This is a genomic window from Actinosynnema pretiosum (assembly GCF_002354875.1).
Classification (GTDB): Bacteria; Actinomycetota; Actinomycetes; order Mycobacteriales; family Pseudonocardiaceae; genus Actinosynnema; species Actinosynnema auranticum.
Map to the genome: position 1 here is coordinate 1,124,470 of NZ_CP023445.1, position 24,310 is coordinate 1,148,779.

18 protein-coding genes and 1 tRNA gene are annotated in these 24,310 nt (G+C 73.9%); 6 read left to right on the forward strand and 13 right to left on the reverse strand.

Features of this window, described 5'->3' with window-relative positions; all coding sequences use genetic code 11:
* Window positions 1-909: 909 nt before the first annotated feature.
* Window positions 910-982 (reverse strand) — tRNA-Leu (locus CNX65_RS05160).
* Window positions 983-1,169: 187 nt separating this feature from the next.
* Here CNX65_RS05160 and CNX65_RS05165 point away from each other — a divergent pair.
* On the forward strand, window positions 1,170-1,391 hold the full coding sequence (locus CNX65_RS05165) for a DUF3618 domain-containing protein (RefSeq protein ID WP_096491742.1): 222 nt from the start codon (window positions 1,170-1,172) through the stop codon (window positions 1,389-1,391).
* A gap of 53 nt (window positions 1,392-1,444) precedes the next feature.
* Here CNX65_RS05165 and CNX65_RS05170 read toward each other — a convergent pair whose 3' ends face one another.
* Window positions 1,445-2,059 (reverse strand): TetR/AcrR family transcriptional regulator, encoded by a 615-nt coding sequence (locus CNX65_RS05170; protein WP_096491743.1) that lies wholly within the window; start codon window positions 2,057-2,059, stop codon window positions 1,445-1,447.
* Between the two features lie 240 nt (window positions 2,060-2,299).
* Here CNX65_RS05170 and CNX65_RS05175 point away from each other — a divergent pair, with 240 nt between their 5' ends.
* Together CNX65_RS05175 and CNX65_RS05180 are read left to right on the forward strand one after the other, a co-directional pair.
* Window positions 2,300-3,247 (forward strand): alpha/beta hydrolase, encoded by a 948-nt coding sequence (locus CNX65_RS05175; protein WP_198320433.1) that lies wholly within the window; start codon window positions 2,300-2,302, stop codon window positions 3,245-3,247.
* Between the two features lie 82 nt (window positions 3,248-3,329).
* Window positions 3,330-4,364: a zinc-binding dehydrogenase gene (locus CNX65_RS05180; protein WP_096491744.1), complete on the forward strand. Its 1,035-nt coding sequence runs from the start codon at window positions 3,330-3,332 to the stop codon at window positions 4,362-4,364.
* Window positions 4,365-4,506: 142 nt separating this feature from the next.
* On the opposite strand, the gene CNX65_RS05185 is transcribed toward CNX65_RS05180, so the two are convergent.
* The 5 genes from CNX65_RS05185 to CNX65_RS05205 all read right to left on the reverse strand — a co-directional run bounded on the left by CNX65_RS05185 (window position 4,507) and on the right by CNX65_RS05205 (window position 10,219).
* Window positions 4,507-5,214, reverse strand: coding sequence for a type 1 glutamine amidotransferase (locus CNX65_RS05185; protein WP_096491745.1), 708 nt, complete (start codon window positions 5,212-5,214; stop codon window positions 4,507-4,509).
* A complete protein-coding gene (locus CNX65_RS05190) occupies window positions 5,204-6,388 on the reverse strand; it encodes a MurT ligase domain-containing protein (protein WP_096497618.1) in 1,185 nt (394 codons plus the stop codon). Before CNX65_RS05190 ends, CNX65_RS05185 begins: the two co-directional genes overlap by 11 nt.
* 112 nt (window positions 6,389-6,500) lie before the next feature.
* A complete protein-coding gene (locus tag CNX65_RS05195) occupies window positions 6,501-6,980 on the reverse strand; it encodes a helix-turn-helix domain-containing protein (protein WP_096497619.1) in 480 nt (159 codons plus the stop codon).
* Window positions 6,981-7,100: 120 nt separating this feature from the next.
* On the reverse strand, window positions 7,101-7,841 hold the full coding sequence (locus CNX65_RS05200; protein WP_096491746.1) for a SanA/YdcF family protein: 741 nt from the start codon (window positions 7,839-7,841) through the stop codon (window positions 7,101-7,103).
* Between the two features lie 308 nt (window positions 7,842-8,149).
* Window positions 8,150-10,219 (reverse strand): LCP family protein, encoded by a 2,070-nt coding sequence (locus CNX65_RS05205; protein ID WP_232519705.1) that lies wholly within the window; start codon window positions 10,217-10,219, stop codon window positions 8,150-8,152.
* 316 nt (window positions 10,220-10,535) lie between these two features.
* Between CNX65_RS05205 and CNX65_RS05210 the strand changes: the two genes are divergently transcribed.
* On the forward strand, window positions 10,536-13,484 hold the full coding sequence (locus tag CNX65_RS05210) for a glycine--tRNA ligase (RefSeq protein ID WP_096497621.1): 2,949 nt from the start codon (window positions 10,536-10,538) through the stop codon (window positions 13,482-13,484).
* Window positions 13,485-13,646: 162 nt separating this feature from the next.
* On the opposite strand, the gene CNX65_RS05215 is transcribed toward CNX65_RS05210, so the two are convergent.
* Window positions 13,647-15,374, reverse strand: coding sequence for a S8 family serine peptidase (locus CNX65_RS05215; protein ID WP_096491747.1), 1,728 nt, complete (start codon window positions 15,372-15,374; stop codon window positions 13,647-13,649).
* Between the two features lie 307 nt (window positions 15,375-15,681).
* On the opposite strand from CNX65_RS05215, the gene CNX65_RS05220 reads away from it, so the two are divergent.
* Complete coding sequence (locus CNX65_RS05220; RefSeq protein WP_096491748.1) at window positions 15,682-16,776, forward strand: sugar ABC transporter substrate-binding protein; 1,095 nt, start codon at window positions 15,682-15,684, stop codon at window positions 16,774-16,776.
* A 45-nt stretch (window positions 16,777-16,821) separates the two neighbouring features.
* Here the strand turns inward: CNX65_RS05220 and CNX65_RS05225 are convergent, their stop codons facing one another.
* Complete coding sequence (locus CNX65_RS05225; RefSeq protein WP_096491749.1) at window positions 16,822-17,544, reverse strand: hypothetical protein; 723 nt, start codon at window positions 17,542-17,544, stop codon at window positions 16,822-16,824.
* A gap of 595 nt (window positions 17,545-18,139) precedes the next feature.
* On the opposite strand from CNX65_RS05225, the gene CNX65_RS05230 reads away from it, so the two are divergent.
* Window positions 18,140-18,346, forward strand: coding sequence for a cold-shock protein (locus CNX65_RS05230; RefSeq protein WP_012783660.1), 207 nt, complete (start codon window positions 18,140-18,142; stop codon window positions 18,344-18,346).
* A gap of 157 nt (window positions 18,347-18,503) precedes the next feature.
* Here CNX65_RS05230 and CNX65_RS05235 read toward each other — a convergent pair whose 3' ends face one another.
* The 4 genes from CNX65_RS05235 to CNX65_RS05250 form a co-directional block, all read right to left on the reverse strand.
* Window positions 18,504-18,881, reverse strand: coding sequence for a nuclear transport factor 2 family protein (locus tag CNX65_RS05235; protein ID WP_096491750.1), 378 nt, complete (start codon window positions 18,879-18,881; stop codon window positions 18,504-18,506).
* Window positions 18,882-18,999: 118 nt separating this feature from the next.
* Window positions 19,000-21,006 (reverse strand): NPCBM/NEW2 domain-containing protein, encoded by a 2,007-nt coding sequence (locus CNX65_RS05240; protein ID WP_096491751.1) that lies wholly within the window; start codon window positions 21,004-21,006, stop codon window positions 19,000-19,002.
* 201 nt (window positions 21,007-21,207) lie between these two features.
* A complete protein-coding gene (locus tag CNX65_RS05245) occupies window positions 21,208-22,908 on the reverse strand; it encodes an acyl-CoA dehydrogenase (RefSeq protein ID WP_177154526.1) in 1,701 nt (566 codons plus the stop codon).
* A 59-nt stretch (window positions 22,909-22,967) separates the two neighbouring features.
* Entirely contained in the window at window positions 22,968-24,206 is a 1,239-nt protein-coding gene (locus tag CNX65_RS05250) for an SWIM zinc finger family protein (protein WP_157767512.1), read from the reverse strand.
* Between the last annotated feature and the right edge of the window lie 104 nt (window positions 24,207-24,310).

Here is a 24,310-nt window from a genome sequence, read left to right on the forward strand (position 1 = left end):
GGGCCCGCTTCCGCCCCCTGCGTGGGAGTGCTCGTGGATCACGAGGCAGAGAAGTGGTTCAGGGGGTGGGGGTCGTGGTGGCGGACGCAGGCGCACCGGTGGGCAGAGCGCGGGTGAGAGCGCAACAGACCCAGCGGTCGCTTGTTGAGGCGACGGGCACCTGGCAGCCGACGCTCCACCGGATCACCTCCGGGGACCGCGTGGCCGAGCTGCCCGAGCCGGTGGCGACCGCGCGGGCGACGGGGCGCACCGTCGCCCGGCTCACCGGGATCGGCGGGGCGGCCGACCGGGTCCGGCGCGCGGCTCGGGCGAGCGGGAACGGGTCGGCCTGTCGACCCCGTGCAAGGTCGTCCAGTGGTTCCTGCTCTCGCCCGCGATCGCCTCCACCGCCCTGCGCCAGGCCGGGTGGATCGACGAGGAGGCCGGGCGCGGGCGGCGGCAGGGAGTTGACACCCCGCGGCTCGCCACCACGTTCGGCTGGTCGGACCAGCACTCCGCCCCGGTGGTCAAGTCCACCAGCCCTCGCGCACCACAACGGTTGCCTGCTCGCGCGATCAGCCACGTCGTGGTGGGCGAACTCCGCCGACCTGCCCGAGGTCGACGTCGACCTGGCCGAGCCGGACGCTGAGGTGCTGCGCAAGGCCCGCGCGGACCGCGGGTTCGAGGCGGCTGGGGCACCGTGGGCGAAGCCCACCCGGAACCGGACCCGGGTGCTCTCCGACGACCCGACCCCCGAACTCCCGGCCGCCACCAGTGCAATCGCTGGAATGCCCGCAGAGCAACCACTCGCGAAGCCGGGGACCTCGGCGGGCTCATGGTCGTCGCGCTCACCGCCCTCGAACGCGCCGCACCGGGCCCACCTGCGCGAACGGGACCCCGCGCCGCAGCGCGGGGTCCCGCTTCCCGTTGTGGGGTCGGAGAGATTCGAACTCTCACTGGACGGCACCTAAAGCCGTTGCCTCTGCCGTTGGGCTACGACCCCCGCCGCGTCACCCTATCGACCGCCCCGCCCCCGGCCCCGACCAGCCCGCCCACCCGCCGGAGCCCGTCCCGTCCCCCGCCGGGCCCCCGCCCGGCCCCCGACTCCCCCCACCGGCACGGCCGGGTCGCTCCACGCCGCCGTCCCAGGTCAACTACGGTTAACCGCCTGAAGCCCGCGAGGAGGAGATGTGGCACGCGACCCCGACGCCATCCAGCGCGAGATCGAGCAAGCACGCGACGCGCTGGCGGCGACCCTGGACGAGCTCGGCACCAGGGCCAACCCCCAGCGCTTCGTGGAGGCGGGCAAGGCCAGCGTGCAGGCGAAGCTCGACGACCCCCGCGTCCGGTACGCGCTCATCGCGGTGGGCGCGGTGGTGGGCTTCGCCCTGCTGCGCAAGCTCTTCCGCTGATCGGCGCGCCCGGCCGGGCCGACCGCGCCCGCCGTCGCCCCGTCCCGCCGGTGCTACTGCCCCTTGGCCACGAGGGGCAGTAGCACCTGCTCCACCACGCGCTCCACGAACGCCTCGTCCAGCGGTTCGCCGGTGAGCATCAGCCGGTAGGTCAGCGCGGCGCCCGCCAGCTCGACGGCCATCGCCCTCGGCGCCCCCTCGCGCAGCTCGCCGCGCCCGTGGGCCCGGTCCAGCACCTGCCGCAGCACCTCGCGCTGCGCGATCAGGAACGTCTCCCGGAACGCCACCGCCAGTTCCGGCTCGTGCGGCAGCTCGCCCACCAGCGCCTGCGCCGCCTTGCCGATCGGCCCGGACAGGAACGCCGCGAACGAGCGCAGCGACTCCCTCAGGTCCCCCTCCAGCGACCCGGTGTCCGGCTGCACCAGGTTCTGGCTCGCCAGCTGCGCGCAGGTGTCGATGACCAGGTCGAGCTTCGACTCCCAGCGCCGGTAGATCGTGGCCTTCCCGGCGCGCGCCCGCGCCGCCACCGCGTCCATCGTCAGCGCCCGGTAGCCGACCTCCGCCATGACCTCCAGCGCCGCCCGCCGCAGCGCCTCGTCGCGGCTGGCGTCCCTGGGTCTGCCCCGCTGCGGAGTCCGCGTCGCCCCGCTGTACACCGGTGTAGCCATCCCTGCTCCCGTCGCCTTTGGCCGGACATCCTAGGCGTGCCCAGCGGAGCGGAATCCCCAGATCACCCAGGTCGTGAGGGGTGCTCGGATCACGATTCGCGCCGTCACCCGGCTTATCGCTCCAGGGGCCCGGTGTTGAACTCCGACCGAAGCGATTCCGGTTCGGCCGATCACCGGAAGCACCCCCTCCTGGTCCGTTCGGGGTTACCGCGCTGCCCGGTTCGGGGGCATCCTCGGGTGGTGCGCGCCCTCACCCTGTTCTTGATCTTGCTGCTCGCCGCCTGCACGACCGCGGGACCGAGCGCACCCACCGGCACCACCGGCACCACCGGCACCACCACGAGCACCACCACGAGCGCCACCGCCGACCCGTCCGGCCGGGTCGTGGACCTCGTCCTGCCCTCCGCCGCGCTCGGCCGCGACGCCCAGGTCCGCCTGCTGCTCCCCGACGGCTGGGCCGCCCAGCCCGACCGCCGCTGGCCGGTCCTCTACCTGCTGAGCGGCTGCTGCGGCTCCCACCTCGGCTGGACCTCGCCCGGCCAGGCCGACCGGCTCACCCGCGACCTCGACGTCATCGTCGCCATGCCCGAGGGCGGGCTGGCGGGCTTCTACACCGACTGGGCCGACGGCCCGGCCTGGGAGGCGTTCCACCTGGTCGAGCTGCGCGAGGCCCTGGAGCGCGACTACCGCGCGAGCGGGGACCGGGTCGTCGCCGGCTACTCCATGGGCGGCTTCGGCGCGCTCTCCTACACCGCCCGCCACCCCGGCTTCTTCCGCGCCGCCGCCTCGTTCAGCGGCGTCGTCCACACCACCGGCACCGACGACTCCCGCGCCCTGGTCCGCCGCATCGTCACCCAGGCCGACCTCGACCCGGCCGCGCTCTGGCCCACCGACGCCGACTGGGCCGCCCACAACCCGCACGACCTCGCCGACGCCCTGCGCGGCGTCCCGGTCTACCTGTCCTGCGGCGACGGCGCCCCCGGCCCGCTCGACCCGCCCGGCAACGAGGTCGTCGACGCCCTGGAGGCCGAGCTGTGGGCCGAGAACCTCGCCACGGCGGCCCGGCTCACCGAGGCGGGCGCGCGGGTCACCGCCGACCTGTACGGGCCGGGCACCCACACCTGGCCGTACTGGGACCGCGCCCTGGAGAACGCCCTCCCGGTCCTCACCGCCGCCCTGCCGGGCTGACCGCCGTCCGGTGCCCGCCCCCGGCTCGGGCGACAATGGCCACTGGCACGACCGGGTGGACATCCACGAGGAGGCGCGACAAGTGCGGGCGACCACGATCCACGGTGCACGGGACATCCGAGTCGAGGAGGTCCCCGACCCGGTGATCCAGCTCCCCACCGACGCCGTCGTGCGGGTCGAGCTGGCGTGCGTGTGCGGCAGCGACCTGTGGGGCTACCGGGGCGTGTCCAAGCGCGCCCAGGGCCAGCGCATCGGCCACGAGTTCGTCGGCGAGGTGGTCGAGGTCGGCTCCGAGGTGTCGACGCTCAGCGTCGGCGACCGGGTCATCGCCCCGTTCTGCTGGAGCGACGGCACCTGCGCGCACTGCGTCGCGGGTCTCCAGACCTCCTGCCCCGAGGGCGGCTCGTGGGGCTCGAAGGGCTCCGACGGCGGTCAGGGCGAGGCGGTCCGCGTCCCGCACGCCGACGGCACCCTCGTGCCCGTGCCGCGCGACGCCGACCAGTCCCTCCTGCCCGCCCTGCTGTCCCTGTCCGACGTCATGGGCACCGGCCACCACGCGGCGCTCGCCGCGGGCGTCGGCCGGGGCTCCACGGTCGTCGTGGTCGGCGACGGCGCGGTCGGCCTGTGCGGCGTGCTGGCCGCGAGCAGGCTCGGCGCGGAGCGGATCATCTCGCTGGGCAGGCACGAGGACCGGGCCGCCGTGGCCCGGCTGTTCGGCGCCACCGACCAGGTGCCCGAGCGCGGCGAGGCGGCCGTGGAGCGGGTCAGGGAGCTGACCGGCGGGCTCGGCGCGCCCGCCGTGCTGGAGTGCGTCGGCAACGAGCAGTCCTGGCGCACCGCGCTCGGCGCGGTGCGCGACGGCGGCCGGATCGGCTACGTCGGCGTCCCGCACGAGGCCCCCGCCCCGCCGATCGGCGAGCTGTTCCGCCGCAACGTCGCCCTCGCGGGCGGGGTCGCCCCGGTCCGCGCCCACCTGCCCGAGCTGCTGGCGGACGTGCTCGCGGGCCGCCTCGACCCGTCCCCGGTGTTCGACCGCACGGTCGCGCTGGCCGACGTCGCCGAGGGCTACCGCGCCATGGACGAGCGCACCGCGCTCAAGGTCCTCGTCCGGCCCTGAGCGGGGGCGCGTCAGGCGAAAGAGCAAACCGACCGAGCCGCAACGCGGAGCCGAGGTGCAGCAGCCCGTGGTTTCGCACTGCTGCGCAGCGCGGGGGGCGGCGCCGAAGCACCGCCCCCCGTCACAGCAGTCCCGGACCGGGTCAGACCCCGGCCGCCTTCGCCCGCTCCTGGCGCAGCCGCGTCACGGCCTCCAGGTCGAGCGGCTGCGGCTTGGTCCCGGTCGCCCACTCGATCAGCAGGTCGGCGATCTGCGGGTTGCGCGGCAGCACCGGCCCGTGCAGGTAGGTGCACAGGATGCGCCCCTGCACCAGGCCCTCCACCGACCCGTCGTTGCCCGTGCCGACCCGCACCTTGGCCAGCGGCCGGGCGGACGGCCCGATCACGGTGCGGCCCTGGTGGTTCTCGAACCCGGTCAGCAGGCCCTCGAACAGCCCGTCCACCGGCTCCGCGATGACCTCGCCGATCGCCCGGCTGCCCCCGGCGTGCGAGCTGGAGTCGACCAGCCCGAGACCGGGGTGGGTCACGTTGTCGGCGCGGGTGAACTTCTCGCCGAAGATCTGGATGCCCGCGCACACGCCCAGGATCACCGCGCCGCGCGAGGCGGCCCGCTGCATCCCTGGGTGCTCGCGCAGGTGCCGCACCGCCAGGGTCTGCGCGGTGTCCTCACCGCCGCCGACCACGTAGATGTCGCACGAGTCGGGCACCGGCTCGCCGAACCGCACCGGCACGATCTCGGCCGGGATGCCCCGCCACGCCATGCGCTTCTCGAGCACGACCGCGTTGCCGAAGTCGCCGTAGGTGCCCAGCAGGTCGGGCAGCACCAGGGCGATCTGGACCTTACTCGCCATCAGCGGACCTCGCGTTCAGGTCGCGGAACGCCGTGTAGTTGGCGATGACCTCGACGTCGCCCACCGGCATCGCGTCGATCGCCTCCAGCGGGTCCGGGATGATCGTGTGCTCGACCTCGGCGTACGTCAGCCGCACCGCCAGGTCCGTCGCGCGCTCGCCCGAGGCGATCACCCGCCTGCCCCGCAGCTGCTCGAACGGCACGTCCCACAGCCACGACAGGTCGCGGCCGTCGGCCTCGTGCGCGTTGATCGCCAGCACCGCCGGGTGGGCCGACTCGCTGACCACGGTCAGCGTCTCGCTCCAGCCCGCCGGGTTCTTCGACAGCAGCAGCCTGGCGCGCCTGCCGGAGCGCTGGATCGTCCGGTAGCGACCGGCCACGTTGGACACCGTGCGCAGCCGCTGCACGGCGTCCGGCACCGCGACGCCCATCTCGGCGGCGGCGGCGGCGGCCATGACCGCGTTGGCCATGTTGAACTTGCCCGGCAGCCGCAGCGACAGCTCGACCCGCTCACCCCTGGGCGTGATCAGGAAGCCGTCCCCGGTCACCCAGTCCGGCTTGGGCCGGGCCAGGTCGCAGCCGGTGCAGTGCCAGTGCTCGCCCTGCCAGCGGATCGGGTCGCCGCAGCGCGGGCACGAGGCCGCGTCGTTGTGCCAGCCGGTGCCGGTGGACACCCAGATCACCCGCGCGCAGTCCCGCGCGGCCGAGGTGACCATGATGTCGTCGCAGCTCGCCACGACGACGCCGGTGACCGTGTTCAGGGCCTCCCGCAGGTTCCGCTCGATCGTGCGGACCTCGCCGACCCGGTCGAGCTGGTCCCGGCTGAGGTTCAGCAGCACCGCGACGGACGGGTTGGACGCCCGGACGACCTCGGGGAAGTACCCCTCGTCGACCTCCAGCACCGCGTACGGCGCCTCCTGCTGCTTGCTCAGCGCGGTCACGTGCCCGTCCGGCATGTTGGCGCCGCCGTGGTTGGTCGCGACCTCGCCCAGGGCCGACACGGCCCTGCTGAGCATCATCGTGCTCGTGGTCTTGCCGTTGGTGCCCGTGACGAGCGCGACCCTGCGCCCGGACGTGAGGTGGGCCAGTGCCTGCGGGTCGAGCTTGAGGGCGATGCGGCCACCGATCATGCCGCCCGCGCCCAACCCCATCTTCTGCGACAGCTTCGAGCTCATGTTGCCCAGCCGCACGGCCGCCGCGGTGCGCAGCGGGAGGCGACCTGGGTCTGCACCTGGAGTGTTCGGCAAGCGACTTCCTGCGTTAGTAGGACAATGCGCCAGCGAGATGCTACCCGTGGCGGTTGTCCATCTCGCGCAGGGTCCTGATCAGGTCCACCGTGCTGAGCTGGCACAACTGGGCCATGTAGTCGAGCGCGGGCAGGTCGAGGTGCACCTCGGGCGGCTGCTCGGGCCCGATCTGGGCGAGCCTGCCCTGGGCCCACCGCCGCAGCGGCGCCAGGTGCGGCCTGCCGTCGGCCACGACGGCGGCCAGGTTCACCGGCAGGTGGCCGGACGGCGAGTCGCCGAACACCCGCTCGTGCACTTTCGCCAGCACCCGGTGCGCGGGCACTCCCAGCGCGACGCAGATCTCCACCAGGCGCACCACCGAGCACTGGCGGGTGCCCAGCTCGTAGGTCGCCAGGGTCTGCAGCGAGATGTCGCTCTGGAGCCGCTGGTTCAGCTCCTTGCGCGTCCACCCGCGCTGCTTGCGGAGACTGCGGAGTTCGTCCCCCAGGACGCGCTGGTACTCCGCTGTGTCTATCTCCACCGTCAGGTCCTCCATGTCCGCATGTTCACGGAGATGGAAAGCGCGCGGGCGGCACCACTTACGCGAGTTGCATCAGATATCGCCCAATCAGGCTAAGCAAGTGATACCCAAAGTAGTCATTCAGCTTTCCAGGGCCCTGGTGACCCCGGACTCCTGGGGACCCAGGAACCGGGGGTCGCGCTTCGTCACGGCCCCGTCCCAGAACGCCTTGACGCTCGCGACCGACTCGCGGAAGTAGCCGTAGAGCGTCGTGCTGCTGCGGGCGCCCCACGTGTCGTGGCCGACGCCGTACGCCTCGATGCCCGCCGCCCGGCACAGCGCCACCGCGCGCGGCAGGTGGAACCGCTGGGTCACCACGGTCGCCGAGGTGACGCCGAAGATCCGGTTGGCCCTGGCGCACGAGTCCCAGGTGTCCAGACCGGCGTAGTCGGACACGATCGCCGAGTCCGGGACGCCCTGGCGCAGCAGGTAGTTCCGCATCGCGGTGGGCTCGTCGTAGTCGGGGCGGCTGTTGTCCCCGCTGACCAGCAGCACCTTCACCTTGCCCCGGTGGTACAGGTCGGCGGCCACGTCCAGCCTGCCCGCCAGGAACGGCGTGGGGCGGCCGTCGCGGATGCCCGCGCCGAGCACCAGCGCCACCGGCGTCTCGGGCACCTCGGCGGCGGTGAGCCGGTACGGGGCGCTGGTGGCCTGCACCCAGGCCCACGGGGCCGCGGCGAGCAGGCCCAGCAGGCCCACCACGCCCAGGGTGAGCCTCCAGCGGCGCAGCGCGGCGAGCGGCGCGCGGCGGGCCGCCCCGAACCCGGCGCCGAGCAGCCTGCGCAGGCGCGCCCCCGTCGCCCTGGAACCCCGTGCGGTCATGCGACTACCCCCGTGCCCGTGCGTGCTTCGTGATGGCCGTGCCGTCCCGCCGCGCTCGCGCCGGTCCTCCCAGGACGCGCGAGGCGGCCCGCAGGTTCAACGCTCCGCGCCCCGAACCTGGTTCCCGAGGCGGCGGGCGCGGAAACCGGGGTCGCCCCCAGGGAGCCCCGAGCGGGACCGGCGCGGGCGGCCCCCTTCGGGACCGCCCGCGGTTCGCCCGGAAACGACCGCGGTTCGCCCGGAAACGACCGCGGCCCGGTCGGACCCGAGGTGGGTCCGACCGGGCCGCCTGCCGGTCGAGCGCGGGACTAGTTCACGCAGCGGATGCCGCCCGCGTTGATCTCCGCGCCGGTCTGGTCCTCCTGGGGCGCCTGCTGGGTGCGGAAGCCGCCGTCCAAGGCGAGCAGACGCTGTCCGAGCAGGTTGGCCACGCCGGGACCGTCGTAGCTGGACCCGACCACCACGCGCGCCGTGCCCGCCGCGATCGTGGCGTCCTCCTTGATCTCCACGTCCCCGAGCGCGTCGGCGACGGCCTGCGCCCCCGCCTCGCCGCCCTTGCCGTAGAGCACCGCGGAGGCGACCTGGTCGGCGTCGGCGTTGTCCGCGTCGCCCGCGACGAACTTCAGCGCCACCAGCTCCTGCAGCACCCTGGACGCCAGGCCGGGGATGCCGGAGGCGTTGCGGACCTCGACGGTCACCGTCGCCGGGTCCACGGCGGCCTTGTTCTTCTCCTCCTCGGACTTGGCGAAGTCCTTGAAGAACTTCTTCACCTGGGAGGGGACGACCTCGACCGCCATGCCGTCGCTGTCGGTCATCAGCTCGGGGTTGCCGGTCGGGATGGTCTTGAACTCCATGCTGCCGCCGGTCAGGCCCTTCATCTGGGTCGCGAACCTGAGCACGTCCCAGCCCTCGTCGAGGGTGATGGACTTGGACAGCGCGTCGATCAGGTCGCCCAGCTTGCCGGGGTCGGTCAGCGTGCCCGCGGAGAGCACCTTGTTCGCCAGGCCCGCCATGAACACCTGCTGGCGCACGACCCGGTCCAGGTCGCCGCGCAGCAGGCCGTAGCGCTGCCGCACGAACGAGAGCGCCTCGCGGCCCTGGATGGTCTGGTTGCCCTTCTTGAAGTTCGCCCCCGAGAGGTCGTCCTGGACGGCGTTGTTGAGGCACACGTCCACGCCGCCGACGGCCTTGGTGATCTCGTAGAAGCCGACCAGGTTGACCTCGGCGTAGTGGTCGATCTTGACGCCGGACAGGTTCTCGATCGTGCTGATCAGGCTCTTGCTGCCCGCCTGCCTGGCCTTGAGCTCCAGGGCGGTGCCGGACTCGCCCTTGTCCCCGAGCTCCTCCAGCGCGGCGGTCTTGCCGTAGCCGTACGCCGAGTTGATCTTGTGCTTGCCGTAGCCGCCGGGGATGTCCACGTAGGAGTCGCGCGGGAACGACACCGCGACCGCCTTGCCGCTGTCGTTCGGGATGTGCAGCAGGATCAGCGTGTCGGTGTTCAGCCCGCCGTCCTCCGAGCCGCCCGCCTGCAGCTCGTTCAGGATCTCCTGCGGCAGCGGGTTGCCCTTGGAGTCGGTGCGGCTGTCCATGCCGACCATCAGGATGTCGATCGACCCGTCCTGCGGCTTCTCGCCGCCGGCGTCCGCGCTGATCACGTCCGTGGTGGCGATGTTGTCCGTCAGGGCGTTCAGGTTCTTGTAGCCGTAGCCGGTCGCGAGCAGCACCGCGGTCGAGACCAGCGCCAGCGCCGTGCGCCCGGCCAGCTTCACCCTGGACGGCGGGGGCGTGCGCTGCGCGGGCCGCCTCGCGGGCGCGGGCCTCGGCGGGACGGTCCTCGGCCGGGGCGACCTCGGCGGGGCGCTCTCGGCGTCGTCCTCGGCGTCCACGACGACGCCCTTGACGACCCGGCCGCGCCGCTCCGGCCGGACCGGCCGGTCCTCCTCGCCGGGGCGCGCGCCGCTCCTGGGCCGCGACAGCTCCTCGGCCTCCGCCGCGCGCGCGGCGCGGGCCGCGCGCCTGCGCTCCACCGCCTCGTCGCGCGCGCGGTCCAGCGCGGGCCCGCCTGCCAGGCCCTCGTTGCGCGCCCGCTCGCTGCGCATCGCCCGCGCGGGCGTGGTCCGCTCCGTGGGCGCGTGCCCGTTCGCCTCGCGCCGCACGGGCTTGGCCGGGCGACCGCGCGGCTCGTCCAGCCTCCCGGCGCGCGGCGGCTCGTCGCGCCCGCGGTCGGCGCGCACCGGCGCGGTGCGCTCCGTGGGCGGCGCCACGTTCCGGATCGGCGGTCGGCTCCGCGCGCCCTCGGGCGGACGGCTCCTGGCGCCCTCGGGCAGCGGCCTGCCGCCCTCCGGGGGCGTCTGCCTGCCGTCGCGCTCGCCCTCCACCGGGCCGCGCCTGGGCGGGAGCCGGTCCCCGCCGGCGGGCGCTCTGCGCGCGGAGGGGTCCCGTGGCGGGACGGGGCGCCTCCCGAACCCGTCGGGGTCGCCCTGCCTCGGCGGCCGGTTGTCCACTCGCACTCCCTCCCTCTTCGCACCGGTACACCCCTGGTGACGCACCGGAGGGGCTCCGGGTTGCGCCCATAGAGTGGCACAGCGCGCTGTGCGAGCGGTGCTACCGCCTTGTTACGGCCTTTGGCCAGGTGAGCGGACCGATTGTGAACCTCCCCATGCGCGCTTCGTAGACTGTGCCCCCGTGCTGACCATGCAGGACGCGCTGCTCGCGCTGACCAGGTACTGGACCGAACGGGGTTGCGTCGTCGTGCAGCCCTACAACACCGAGGTCGGGGCGGGGACGCTCAACCCCGCGACCGTGCTGCGCGTGCTCGGTCCCGAGCCGTGGCGGGTGTCCTACGTGGAGCCCAGCGTGCGGCCCGACGACGCCCGCTACGGCGAGAACCCCAACCGGCTCCAGACCCACACCCAGTTCCAGGTCATCCTCAAGCCCGACCCCGGCAACCCCCAGGAGCTGTACCTGGGCAGCCTCGCCGCGCTCGGCATCGACGTGCGCGCCCACGACGTGCGGTTCGTCGAGGACAACTGGGCCTCGCCCGCGCTCGGCGCGTGGGGCCTGGGCTGGGAGGTCTGGCTGGACGGCCTGGAGATCACCCAGTTCACGTACTTCCAGCAGGCGGGCGGCATGTCGCTCGACCCGGTGTCGGTGGAGATCACCTACGGCATCGAGCGGATCATGATGGCGCTGCAGGGCGTGTCCCACTTCAAGGACATCGCCTACGCGCCCGGCATCTCCTACGGCGAGGCGTTCGGCCAGGCCGAGTACGAGATGAGCCGCTACTACCTGGACGACGCGGACGTCGAGGCGAACAAGCGGCTGTTCGAGGAGTACGCCTCCGAGGCCAGGCGGATGCTGGACGCCCGCCTGCCCGTGCCCGCGCACAACTACGTGCTCAAGTGCTCGCACGCGTTCAACGTGCTCGACGCGCGCGGCGCGATCAGCACCACGGAGCGGGCGCGCGCGTTCGCCAGGATGCGCGGGCTGGCCCGCGAGGTGTCGCAGCTGTGGGCGGCCCGCCGCGAGGAGCAGGGGCACCCGCTCGGCCTGGTCGAGGCGCTGCCCGCCGCGCCCAAGCCGACCTCCTTCGCCGACGTCGACGGCGCGCGCACGCTGCTGTTCGAGATCGGCACCGAGGAGCTGCCGCCGCACGAGGTGACCCGCACCACGCAGGCCGTGCGCGAGGCGGTCGCCGCCAAGCTCGGCGCGACCAGGCTCGCCACCGGCGAGGTCGCCGCGCACGGCACGCCCCGGCGCGTGGTCGTCGTGGTGCCGGACGTGCAGCCGCGCGAGCCCGACGCCGAGCGCACCGCGCGCGGCCCCCGCGTCTCGGCCGCGTTCGACGCCGACGGCAACCCCACCAAGGCCGCGCAGGGCTTCGCGCGCGGGCAGGGCGTCGACGTGTCCGAGCTGGGCCGCGTGGTCGAGAACGGCGTCGAGCACGTCGCGCTGACCAGGACCGTCGCCGGTCGCGGCGCGGTCGAGGTGCTCAGCGGGGTGCTCGGCGAGGTCGTGACCGAGCTGCGCGCCGAGAAGAACATGAAGTGGAGCGACCCGAAGCTGTCGTTCACCCGCCCCGTGCGCTGGCTGCTCGCCCTGCTCGGCGACACCCCGGTGCCGGTGGTGGCGTCCGCGCTGGCCTCCGGGACCACCACGCGGGTGCACCGCACCGCCGACCAGCCCGTGGTGGAGGTCTCCTCCGCCGACGGCTACCGGGAGTTCCTGGCCGGGCACGGCGTGGTGCTGTCCGCCGACGACCGGCGCGCCGAGATCGTGCGCAGGGCGCAGGAGCTGGCCGCGTCGGTCGGCGGCTCGGTGGACCTGGACGGCGTGCTGGACGAGGTGACCAACCTGGTCGAGCAGCCGACCCCGATCCTGGGGTCGTTCAACGCCGACTACCTGGAGCTGCCCGCGCAGATCCTCACCACGGTGATGCGCAAGCACCAGCGGTACCTGCCGGTCCGGGCCGCCGACGGCTCGCTGCTGCCGCACTTCGTGGCCGTCGCCAACGGCGAGGTCGACGAGGACCTGGTGCGCGCGGGCAACGAGGCCGTGCTGCGGGCCCGCTACGAGGACGCCGCGTTCTTCTGGCGCGCCGACCTGCGCACGCCGCTGGAGACGATGAAGGCCGGGCTGGACAAGCTCACCTTCGCCGACAAGCTCGGCTCCATGTCCGACCGCAGCGCCCGCATCGCCGCGCTCGCCGAACGGCTCGCCGAGGTCGTCGGCGCGGGCGACGACACGCTGCGCCGGGCCGGCGAGCTGGCCAAGTTCGACCTCGGCTCGCAGATGGTCATCGAGCTGTCCAGCCTCGCCGGGACCATGGCCCGCGAGTACGCGGTCCGCGCGGGCGAGACCCCCGAGGTGGCGCAGGCGCTGTACGAGATGGAGCTGCCCCGCTCCGCCGGTGACGCGACGCCCGCGTCCGCGGCGGGCGCGCTGCTCTCCCTCGGCGACCGGTTCGACCTGCTCGCGGGCCTGTTCGCCACCGGGGCCAACCCGACCGGCAGCTCCGACCCGTTCGGCCTGCGGCGGGCCGCGCTCGGCGCGGTGAGCGTGCTGCGGCACTTCCCCGAGCTGCGCGCCATCACCCTGCCCGCGGCGCTGGAGCTGGCCGCCGCGGGCCTGCCCGAGGGCGTCGCGCTGTCCGACGAGGCCCTCGAGGGCGCGCGGGAGTTCGCGGTCCGCCGGTACGAGCAGCAGCTGCTCGACGCCGGGCACGACCACCGCCACGTCAACGCCGTGCTCGTGCTGGCCGACGCGCCCGCCGTCGCGGACGAGACCCTGGCCGAGCTGACCGCGCTGGTCGGCGACGAGGCGTTCACCGCGCTCGTGGCCGCGCTGCAGCGGGTCCGCCGGATCGTGCCCGCGGGCACCTCGGGCGGCTACGACCCGAGCGCCCTGCGCGAGCCCGCCGAGCTGGCGCTGCACGAGGCGCTCGGCTCGGTCAAGCCGGACGGCGAGGGCCTCGCGGCCTTCGTCGCCGCCGCCACGCCGCTCACCGGGCCGGTCAACCGGTTCTTCGACGACGTGCTGGTGATGGCCGAGGAGCCCGAGCTGCGGGCCGCCCGCCTCGGCCTGCTGGCGACCATCCGCGACCTGGCCGCGCCCGTGCTGGCCTGGCAGGAGCTGCCGTCCTGACCTGAGCACGGTCCTGACGCGAGCGGCCCCCGCGCTGCGCAGCAGTGCGGGGGCCGGCAGCCGGTGCACCTCGGCCCTCGCTGCGGCTCAGCGGGTTTGTTCTCCTTCGGCCAGCGGCCCCGCACTCCAGGAGTGCGGGGCCGCTCGCCGTTCGAGGGGGAGCTAGATCAGCCCGCCGCCCCTGGTCACCGCGCCGTAGGCGTCGACGATGCCGTGGCCGTAGAAGCCGTTGAACTTCGCGTCGCCCACGCAGGTCGCGTCGAACTCGGCCGAGCGGCCGACGTTGACGTACGACACCGTCCTGGGCACCGGGCACGGCCGCTTGGTCGCGGTCCCGGTCAGCACGGTCTTCACCTTGTCCGGAGCCATGGTCAGCGTGCCGGGGTGCTTCTTGTCGTTCTTGCCGTACTGGCTGACCACCAGCGCGGCCACGCCGGACGCGTGCGGGGCGGCCATCGAGGTGCCCTGCAGGAACTGGTAGTACGCGCAGGTCCCGGTCGAGCAGTCCTTCTTGACGCCCGCCGACTCACCGGCCGGGGTGAGGTTGCCGTCCGCGTCGATCGCGCCGTCGGCCAGGGCCACGTTGCGCGGGTAGGTCGACAGGACCAGGTTCTCGTTCGTGCGGTACCAGTCGGTGCCCAGGCCGTCGCGGAAGTACCCGCCGGGCGCGGACAGCTCGGTCTGCTCGGTGCCGTAGTTCGAGAAGTCGGCCTTCGTCAGCGACGGGCCGAGCGCCGACACCGAGATGACGTGGTCGCCCTCGGTCGGCAGGTTCAGGCAGCTGGAGTCCACCGGGCGCGGCCGGGCGTGGCCGGGCGGGTAGTTCGGGCTGACCACGTCGGTCCTCGGGTTGCCGAGGTCCTCGTGGTTGTTGCCGCCGGCGCCGATCAGCGTGACGCCCTTGCCGTGCGCGTAGTTCAGGGCGCGCTGCACCGCGGTGATGGTGGTGCGCTGCTCCAGCTGCTCCTCGGCGGTGGCCGTGGGGTCGTTGCCGCAGTTCATGTACCACGGGTCGACGTAGAAGGACATGTTCACCACGTCCAGGCCCGCGTCCGCGCTGTAGGTGAGCGCGTCGACGACCGGCTGCAGGAAGAACGTGCCCGAGTCCTGGCCCGCCCGCACGTTCACCAGGGTGACGTTCGGGGCGACGCCGGAGACGCCGGAGCCGTTGGCCGCCGCGCCGATGGTGCCCGCGACGTGCGTGCCGTGGCCGCCGTCGTCGTGGTCCGCCGGGTCGACGCAGCCCCGGAACTCGCACGGGCCGTCGAACTCGCCGCCGTCCGCGTCGTAGGGCAGGTCGACGGTGAAGTTGCGGGACAGCTCGCGGTCGAAGTTCGGCGCGATGTCCGGGTGGTTGCCGTCGACGCCGGTGTCGATCACGCCGACCTTGACCCGCTTGTCGCCGGGCTGCTTGGCGCGGGCGATGTCGGAGCGCACCGCGCGCAGGCCCCACAGGTCGCTGTCCAGCGGGTCCAGACCGGCCTGGGCGGCGGTGGCCTCGCGGGACGCGGAGGGGGCCTTCGCCGCGCCCAGCGCGGTGTTCTCCTTCTCCACGTCGGACCACTCGCGGTTGCCTGCGGAACCGGGCGTGCGGCCGATCGGCTTGGCCGTGGCCGCGCCCAGCACCGACGGCGAGGCGGAGACGCGCCCGGCGAAACCGGACTCCGGCGCCCGCACGACCAGCATCCCGACCGCGCTGTTCTCGCGGACCAGGTGGCCGCCCGCAGCGCGCACCGCCGCGACCGCGGCGTCCCGGCTGGCCCCGTCCTCGACCAGCACGGTGTACTCGGTGGTGGCCTGCTCGGCGGCGGCGGGCGTCGTCGCGGCGGCGACGAGTGCGGCGGCTCCCACCAGCACCAGCGCGGGGTGGGCGATTCTGCGTGATCTCACCTGAGCTGTCTCCTCACACCCGTTCGACGTCGGGTCGGGCGTCACCTTGACACAGAAAGCGATCGTGGTCAGGGTCCGTTCGTCGGACACCGAAGCGTAGTGGGGTATGCACCCTGAGTGATTTGCCCACGGTGGGTAACAATTCTCCGACCTGCGGCGATGTCGCGTGGAAGGTCATGGACGGCCTCGGCGGGGCAGCGCTGGACCGGTCGGCCGCACCCCGCTGCCCGGCCCGCGCCCCTGGTCGGGGAAGGTGGCTTCGGAATCCCGCCCACCCGTGCGGGTGAACGCGCGAGGGGTTGGCTTGATGCGAAGGCTCGGGAGGGCGCTCTGCGCCGGACTGCCCGCGCTGCTGCTCGCGGCCTGCGGGGGGACCGCCGGACCGCCGGAGCGCCCGACCAGGCCGCTCGTCGGCGTGATCCTGCCCGACACCGAGTCCTCCGCCCGCTGGGAGGAGCAGGACCGGCCGCAGCTCCTGCGCGCCCTGGAGGCCGAGGGGCTCGACCCGGTCGTCGAGAACGCCCGCAACGACGAGTTCCGGTTCGCCAGCATCGCCGACGACCTGATCGCCAGGGGCGTCGCGGTCCTGCTGATCACCCCGCTGACCCCCGAGGGCGGGGCCACCGTCGAGCACAAGGCGCGCAAGGCGGGCATCCCCGTCATCGACTACGACCGGTTCAGCGTCGGCGGGGCCGCCGACTACCACGTGTCCTTCGACAACGAGGCCGTCGGCGAGCTCCAGGCGCGCGGGCTCGTGGACTGCCTGGGGGACCGGCGGGGCGCGCGGGTCATCGAGCTGCAGGGCGCGCCGCAGGACAACAACGCCATGCAGTTCGCCGACGGGCAGCGCCGCGTCCTCGGCCCCCGCTACGAGCGCGGCGACTACCGGCTCGCGGCCAGCACGAGCGCCGACCGCTGGGACCCGCTGCTCGGGCGGGCCCGGTTCGAGCAGGCGCTCAACGACAGCGGCGGGCGCGTCGACGGGGTCCTCGCGGCCAACGACCGGCTCGCCGCCGCCGCCATCCAGGTGCTGCGCGCCAGGGGACTGGCCGGGAAGGTGCCGGTGACCGGGCAGGACGCCACGGTGGACGGGTTGCGCGCGGTGCTGCGCGGCGAGCAGTGCATGACGGTGCACAAGTCCATCCGGGACGAGGCGGAGGCGGCGGCCCGGCTCGCCTCGGCGCTCGCGGACGGGGACGTGGCGCGCGCGGACGCGCTGGCGAGCGCGACCACCGAGGACCCGACGAACGGGCGCCGGGTGAAGGCGGTGCTGCTGGGGGCGGTCCCGGTGCACCGGGACGGCGTGCGGGTGCTGGTGGCGTCGGGGGTGGTGCGCGCCGAGGAGCTGTGCGCGCCGGACCTGGAGCGGACCTGCGCCGAGCTGGGCATCGCGCCGAGGTGACCGGGCCGGGGTGACCGGGCCGGGGTGACCGGGCCCGCGCGGCGGTCACACCTCGTCGTGCCTGCCCGAGATGAACTCCTGCACCCGGATCTTCGCCTGGATCAACGGCCGCCGGATGCGGTTCTCCCTGCGCTCGGCGCGGCGCAGCTTCCGCGAGCCGTCCGGGTAGTGCCAGCGCGCCCACGGCGACCTCGGCCGCGCCAGGCGCAGCGCCCCGATCTGCGGCAGCAGCGGGATCAGCAGCCCGAGCAGCCCCGTCCACACCTTGCCCTTGAGCAGCGCCACGATCGCGAACCCCAGGTTCCCCAGCAGCAGCGCCACCCGCACCGGCACGCTCTCGCCGAGCACGTCGTCGTACCCGAGCGGCCGGGCGCCCAGCAGCAGCAGGCCGGTCATGCCGATCGCCAGGAACACCGCGTCGACCGACAGCCGCCCGTCCTTGGACCAGTACACGTCGCGCAGGTGCAGGATCAGCGCGAACTCGTCCAGCACCAGCGCGGCCCCGACGCCGAGCAGCGCGGCGGCGGCCAGCCGCAGCCCCACCGCCTCGTCCGGCACGGCGATCCCGGTGACCCCGCCCACCATCATGAACACCGCGCCGAACACCACGTGGTGGATGTGCGTGCCGCCGGGCGTGAAGTTGCCCGGCCACCACCGCACGCCCGCCCTGATCAGCCGGACGCTGATCCGGATGAACACGAAGGTGACCACCAGGCCGAGGAAGAAGAACATCAGCCTGGCCTGGCCGTGGTGGAGCGCGTCGAGCACCCCGCCTCACCGCCCCCCGAAGTCGTCGGAACCGGAACCCCGCTCGGGGAGCGCGCCGCCGGGTCACGCCCGGTGGTCGCGCGCGGGTGACGACCGGAGACGACCTTCACCCGGTCGGCCGAACGCGGCACTGGTGACGATCTTCCCCCGAGCAGCGGCGACCCGCCCGCGCGACCCGCCGACCGGCGTGCGCGCGCCACCGCCGCTCCCGGCCCGCCGCGTCCCACCTGCGGTGGAGCCGGATCCTCCCCCTCGCGCCCCGGCGCGGCCCGCGCGGGGTCCCCGGCACGGCCGCCGCTCACCCTGCGCGACCGGTTGACCGGTGTCGGCGCACTTCAGGCGGCGAACACCCGCTGTGACCGCCGCCACGTCGAAGGTAGCAGCGCAGAAGACCCGTCCCATCACTCGACTCACGGGGCGCAGTCGTGGTTGACTATCTGCGGTCGTACCTTTCTGTGTTCGTGTTCTCCACGCTCGCGGAACGGAAGTTGCGGGCGCCTGTCTTTCCTCTGCGGTACCGGCGGAGAAGTCGTCGCCCTGACTGACCCGGTGGTCGCAAGCGCGATCCGGCACCTGTTAGAGGAGAAGTAGCAAGATGGCAGTTCAGGGCACCGTCAAGTGGTTCAACGCGGAGAAGGGCTTCGGCTTCATCTCCCCCGACAACGGTGGCGCCGACGTGTTCGTGCACTACTCGGAGATCCAGGTCAACGGCTACCGCACGCTGGAGGAGAACCAGCGCGTGGAGTTCGAGATCGGTCAGGGCCAGAAGGGCCCGCAGGCTCAGGCCGTCCGCCCGGTCTGAACCGCGGTTCGCGGTAACTGATCTTCCGTGAGCGGGCCGCACCCCAGGTGGGGTGCGGCCCGTTCGCACGTCGTGGCCCCGAACCGCGGCCCCGAACCGCGGCCCCGAACCGCAGCCCCGAACCGCGGCCCCGAACCGCGGCCCCGGCGCCGGCCCGCTAGGACGGCTCGTCGCCGTAGAGCCGCTTCCCGACCAGGCTGGGCCCGTCGAACTCGAAGAACGCCGTGGTCCTCGCCCGGCAGGCCCGCCCCGTCCCCGGCTCGGTGCCCGCCACCTCCAGCTCCACGATCGCCGCGTCGTCCGCGTGGTGCACCCGCACGACCTCGCTGCGCAGGTCCGGCCACGCCCGCAGCGACCTGCTGTAGTAGGCCGACACCTCGGCCCTTCCCTCGTACACCTCGCCGGTCGCCGCGATCTCGTAGCGCGTCCGGTCGAACGCCGCGATCGTGGTGGCGAAGTCGCGCTCGTTCTCCGCTTCCAGGTGTTCCAGCACGATCGCCTCGCGCAGCGCCCTGAGCGCCATGGACCCGGTCATCCGCCAGTCCTCCTCACGCGTCGCGTCGGGGGTCGAGACAACACCGGCGGTGACCGCCAGTCAAGACGCCTCACCCGGACAGCAGGAGCGGTGCAGCCCGAACGTCATCCGAGGGTGATCACTCGCAGGTGGCCTTCAGGTCGCCCCAGTCACCGTGGTCGCTGTCGACGCCGTTGCCCGCGTCGGTCACCACCAGCCGCACGGTCCGCGCCCCGGTCACGTCCGCGACCAGCTCGACCGCGTCGTCCCGCGTGGTCAGCGCCCCGCTGTCGGCGACCTTCCGGTCGTCCGCCCACACCTGGAACACCACCGACCCGGCCGCGGGCTTCTCGTCGTCCACGCCCACGAACGCCGACACGCTCGTGCAGCGGCCACCGGTGAAGTACTCGACCGAGCTGGGCGCGTGCACCCCGAGGCCCTTCTCGAACACCCTCCCGTTGACCGTGAGCGGCCCGCCGTCCCCGGCCTCGGCCTCCCCGTTGCTGGTGTCGACCTCGACCGGCCCGAACCCGTTGCTCGCCCGCAGCCACGGCGCGTCGCTCAGGTACGAGGTGCCGGACGGCAACCGGTGGGGCACCACCACCTCCAGGTCCGCGCTCACCCGCCGCCCCCACCCGTACAGGTAGGCGAACAGCGCCGTCAGCCGGTACCGGCCCGGTTCGAGCCCGGCGGGCGGCAGCACCTCCCAGGTGGTGTCCACCCGGTCGCCGCCCGCGAGCACCGACCGGGCCCGCTGCCCCGTCGGCCGCACCCGCCACCCCGGTGGGACCTCCAGGTCCACCCGCGCGCCCAGCACCGGCAGCCAGCCGTTGTTGCCCAGCGAGGTGGTCACCAGTGACGGGGCGTCCGGGTCGACCAGCGGCAGCGCGCCGGGCCGGGACAGCACCGGCTCCACCCCCGCGTCCACGGCGGGCGGCAGCAGCAGCCACGCCGGTTCGGGCGTGACCCGGTAGACGACGATGCCGTGCGGCGGCACCCACGCCGTGACGTCGCCCGCCGTGTGCGCGTCGGTCCGCGCCCACACGTCCCGCAGCCGGTACCCGGTCGACCGGGGGAGCCCGGCCTCGGCGGCGCTGGTCGAGATCCGCGCGGGCACGTCGTTCTCGTTGAACAGCGCCACCGCGCGCCCGCCGTCCTGCAACCGCTTCACCAGCACGTGCAGCCCGTCCTCGGACCGCACCACCCGCGCCTGCTCGCCGAGCGGGTCCTGGTCGAGCGCGATCACCTCGCGGTTGGTCAGGATCTCCACCGCCTCGGGCGCCACCGACCGCAGGTCCACGCCGATCAGCAGGGGGGCGGCCATCATCGCCCACAGGCTGAAGTGCGTGCGGCACTCCTCCGGGGTCAGGCCGCCGTTGCCGACCTCCAGCATGTCCGGGTCGTTCCACCGGTTCGGCCCGGCGTGCTCGGCCAGCGCCATGTTCGCCTTGGCGATCTCCAGCACCGAGTCCCAGCTGTCCCGGATGTCCGGGGTGGTGCGCCACAGCTGCCCGACCTCGAACGCCCACTCCCACGGCCGGTTCTCGCCCCACTCGCACACGCTCAGCACGATCGGGCGGCCGGTGGCGGCGATCGCGTCGCGCATGGCCCGGTAGCGCAGCCTCGCGTCGATCCCCTGGTTGTGGCAGTTGTCGTACTTCAGGTAGTCCACGCCCCAGGAGGCGAACAGCGCCGCGTCCTGCCGCTCGTGCCCGAGCGCGCCGGGGAACCCGCGCTCGCTGCACGTCCTGGTGCCCGCGCTGGTGTAGATGCCGAACTTCAGGCCCTTGGAGTGCACGTGGTCCACGAGCGCCTTCATGCCCTCGGGGAACCGGACCGGGTCGGGCACCAGGTCGCCGTCCGCGTCGCGCTGCGGCAGCGCCCAGCAGTCGTCGATGTTGACGTACTCGTAGCCCGCGTCCTTGAGGCCCAGGCTGAGGAACAGGTCGGCGATGCCCCGGATCATCGAGTCGGTGAACTCGGGGCCGCACTGGGTGGAGTTCCAGTTGTTGAAGCCCATCGGGGGAGTGGGGGCCAGCGCGGGCGGCCTGGTCTCCCGCGCCGCACCGGTCTCCGCCGCACCGTCGCCCGTCGTGCCGTCCTGCTCGACCGGGGCGTCCCCGGTCGCGTTCGTCGACTCGTCCACTCAGCTCTCCCCGCCGGTCGTCGGAACGCCGCTCGCCGTGGCGAGGGCGGTGCTGGGAACGGCGGGCCATCTTCGCTGACGCACGCGCACTCCTCGGGGGTCCGGGTCCGGCGGCGGCTCACCCGATCACACGGGCGGGCGGGGGCGCCCGTCAAGCGCGCAGACGGGTGCCCCCGCCAGGACCGGCGGCGCGCGCGGCGGTCAGGGCCGCATCTCGTACGCCCCCGACAGCCCCTCGACCCGCTGCCACACCCGGTCGAACCGCTCGCCGTCCACCACCGGCTTCACCACCTGCGCCAGCGCCCACGCCTGCTGCTCCGGCGTCGACGCGGACTTCCCGTGCAGCGCCACCGCGCCCGCCGCGAAGTCCCGCACCAGCACGTCGAAGACCTGGTCGACCAGGTCCCGGTCCACCCCGGTCAGCGCGGCCTGCTCCAGCACCAGCTGCCCGTACACCACCAGCGTGAACAGGTGGCCGAGGCTGAGCAGGAAGTCCAGGTCGCCGCGCTGCCCGTCCAGCACCCGCAGCTCCCGCAGCGCGCGGGCCCGCTCGTGGAAGCGCGCCACGTTCGGCACGTCCGAGGCGGCCCGGTACGGCTCCTCCCAGTCGGCGAACCGGATCGCGCCCAGCCCGCGCGCCGGGCCCTGCTCCCAGAAGAACGCGTCGTCCGCCGGGTCGTGCCTGGTCGGCACCGGCGGGTAGTCGTCGGCGGGGGAGAACAGGTAGTTCGGCAGGAACTTCAGCACCAGCGCCAGGTTGACGTGGACGGTGCCCTCCAGCTTCGGCAGCGCGCGGATGTCGCGGGCGGCCATGGAGAAGTACGTGTCCTTCTCGAACCCCTTGGCGGCGATCACGTCCCACAGCAGGTCGACCACCCGCTCGCCCTCGGTGGTGACCTTCATCTTGGTGATGGGGTTGAACAGCAGGTAGCGGCGGTCGTCCGGGGAGGCGGAGCGGAAGTAGTCCGCGGCGCGGTCGGAGAACAGCTTCATCGCGGCCAGGCGCGCGTAGGCGTCCACGAAGTTCTGCCGCACGTGCGGGAAGGCGGTGACCGGCTTGCCGTACAGGACGCGGTTGTGCGCGTGGGTGATCGCCTCGTGGAACGCGTGCTCGCAGATGCCGACCGAGGCGGTGCACAGGTTGAACTTGCCGACGTTGACCGTGTTCAGCGCCGCGCTGAACGCCTCCTGCCCGGTGTGCAGCAGGTCGTCGGCGGTCACCGGGTAGTCGCGCAGCTCGAACTCGCTGACGAACATCTGCGAGTCCACCACGTTCTTGACCAGGTGGAACGCCGGGTGCTGCGAGTCGGCCGCGAAGAACGCGTACGCGTCCGGGCCCTCCAGGTCGGCGCGCCGCCCGAACACCGAGACCATGCCCGCGACGTTGCCGTTGCCGATGTAGTACTTGCTCCCCGACGCGCGGAACCCGCCGTCGCCGTCCGGGGTGAGCACCAGGTCGGTGGAGTAGACGTCCGCCCCGTGCTCCTTCTCGGACAGGCCGAACGCGAACACCGCGCCGTCGTCGAGCAGCTCGGCGGCGCGCTTGCGGGCGACGGCGTTGCCGCTCATCCAGATCGGCCCGAGGCCGAGCACGGTGACCTGCCAGGCGTACCAGTACTGGAGGCCGTAGAAGCCGAGGACCTCGCTCAGCGCGGCGTTGCGGGCGGTGTCCCAGCGCTTGTCCGGGTTGCCGCCCGCCTCGGCGGCGGGGGTGCAGAACGTGGCGAACAGCTTCTCGCGGGCGGCGAACTCCAGGAACTCCGAGTACCAGACCTTGGCCTGGTCGTCGGCGATCAGCCTGCGCTTGCCGCGCTGTTCGAACCAGTCGACGACCGCGCGCAGCAGGCGGCGGCTCTCGTCGTCCAGGTGGGCGGCGTCGTAGCGGTGGGGGTCGAGCAGCACCGGGGCTCCCTTCGTCGGGACCCGCACGTTACCAGTGGGTAACTTGGGGCGCTCGGGGCTCACCCCCGTCGGGGGAGCCGCCGGTACAGCTTGCGCAGCACCGGCCGCACCGGACGCCCGTCCACGAGCAGCTCGCCCAGCTCGTCCAGCACCGCGTCGACCCGCTGCCCGCTCACGTCCGCGCCGGTCAGCGCCCCCTGCTCGGCCGAGGCGGCGCGAGCGGGCGGGCGAACCCAGAACGAGTCCGGCTCCGCCGCCAGCGGAGGCGCGGAGCGCTCGTCGTCGCCGGGCGCGCGCGAGGCCCGCAACCGGTCGAGCAGCTCGTCCCGCTCCCGACCGCGCCAGGCGAGCAGCGTGAACGGGTCGTCGTCCAGCGCGGACGCCAGCACCTGGCAGGCGGCGGCGAGGTGCTCGCACGGCACCTCCCAGGCGGGGCAGGAGCAGTCCATGCCCAGCTCCCGCGAACCGCGCGGCAGCAGCGACAACCCCAACTCCCCGAACACCCCCTCGACCCCGGCGGGCAACGTCCCGGCGAGCAGCTTGGCCACGAACACCGCCCGCCCGGCCAACGCCTCCTCGACCGACGCCCACTCCCCGTCGTCGAACCGCCGAACCGCGACCCGAGCCCGGAACGGCCCCTGCCCGTCCCGCTCCCCGGCGACGAGCGCGACCACGAGACTGGAGGAGACGGAAAAGCTCATCACCCGCCCACCCCGAACCAGCGCCCGCCCGCGCTTGACGGCGTCCGCCATCCCGAACGACCCGAGCACGTCGAGGAACCGCTGCGACCAGGGGAGGTCGGGGGTGGCGGGGGAGGGGCCGCCGAGGGCGGCGCTGCTCTGCCCGCCGCTGCCTGGCCCGCCGTTGCCTGGCCCGGTGTTGCCTGCCCCGGCGTTGTCTGGCCCGCCGCTGCCTGCCCCGCCGCTGCCTGCCCCGGCGCTGCTCTGCCCACCGTTGCCTGGCCCGGCGTTGCCTGGCCCGGCGTTGCCGTTGGTGGTGTCGTTGCTCGTGACACCGCCCTGATCTGCGTTGCCCGGACCACCGCCGCTGCCGTAGGTGGTGCCGTTGCTCGTGGCCCTGCCCTGATCGGCGTTGCCCGGCCCGCCGCCGCTGGTGGCACCGTCGGCTGCCGCCGCGCGCTGCGGGTCGCCGCCGAGGCCACCACCCCGCGCGCCCGCCCGGCCCGCGTCCACCCGCCCGGCTCCGGCCGGTTCCGCGCCGGCCTGCGCCGCCCCCGCGTGTCCCGCCCCCGCGTGTCCCGCGCCTGCCTGTCCCGCGTCACCCCGCTCAGCCGCCACCCGCGCTGCTCCCGCCCGCTCAGCCGCCGCGCGCGCCGCTTCCGCCTCCGCTTCCTCCCTGGCCACCCGAGCCGGTCGCCACTTGTCGCCCCCGCCCCACCCGG

What these genes read in the sequence shown, in the direction of transcription:
- CNX65_RS05170 (WP_096491743.1), bottom strand. Translation starts at nt 2,059, where the DNA reads ATGGCTACACCGGTGTACAGCGGGGCGACGCGGACTCCGCAGCGGGGC.
- CNX65_RS05185 (WP_096491745.1), bottom strand. Translation starts at nt 5,214, where the DNA reads ATGGCGAGTAAGGTCCAGATCGCCCTGGTGCTGCCCGACCTGCTGGGC.
- CNX65_RS05190 (WP_096497618.1), bottom strand. Translation starts at nt 6,388, where the DNA reads ATGAGCTCGAAGCTGTCGCAGAAGATGGGGTTGGGCGCGGGCGGCATG.
- CNX65_RS05200 (WP_096491746.1), bottom strand. Translation starts at nt 7,841, where the DNA reads ATGACCGCACGGGGTTCCAGGGCGACGGGGGCGCGCCTGCGCAGGCTG.
- CNX65_RS05210 (WP_096497621.1), top strand. Translation starts at nt 10,536, where the DNA reads ATGCAGGACGCGCTGCTCGCGCTGACCAGGTACTGGACCGAACGGGGT.
- CNX65_RS05220 (WP_096491748.1), top strand. Translation starts at nt 15,682, where the DNA reads ATGCGAAGGCTCGGGAGGGCGCTCTGCGCCGGACTGCCCGCGCTGCTG.
- CNX65_RS05230 (WP_012783660.1), top strand. Translation starts at nt 18,140, where the DNA reads ATGGCAGTTCAGGGCACCGTCAAGTGGTTCAACGCGGAGAAGGGCTTC.
- CNX65_RS05235 (WP_096491750.1), bottom strand. Translation starts at nt 18,881, where the DNA reads ATGACCGGGTCCATGGCGCTCAGGGCGCTGCGCGAGGCGATCGTGCTG.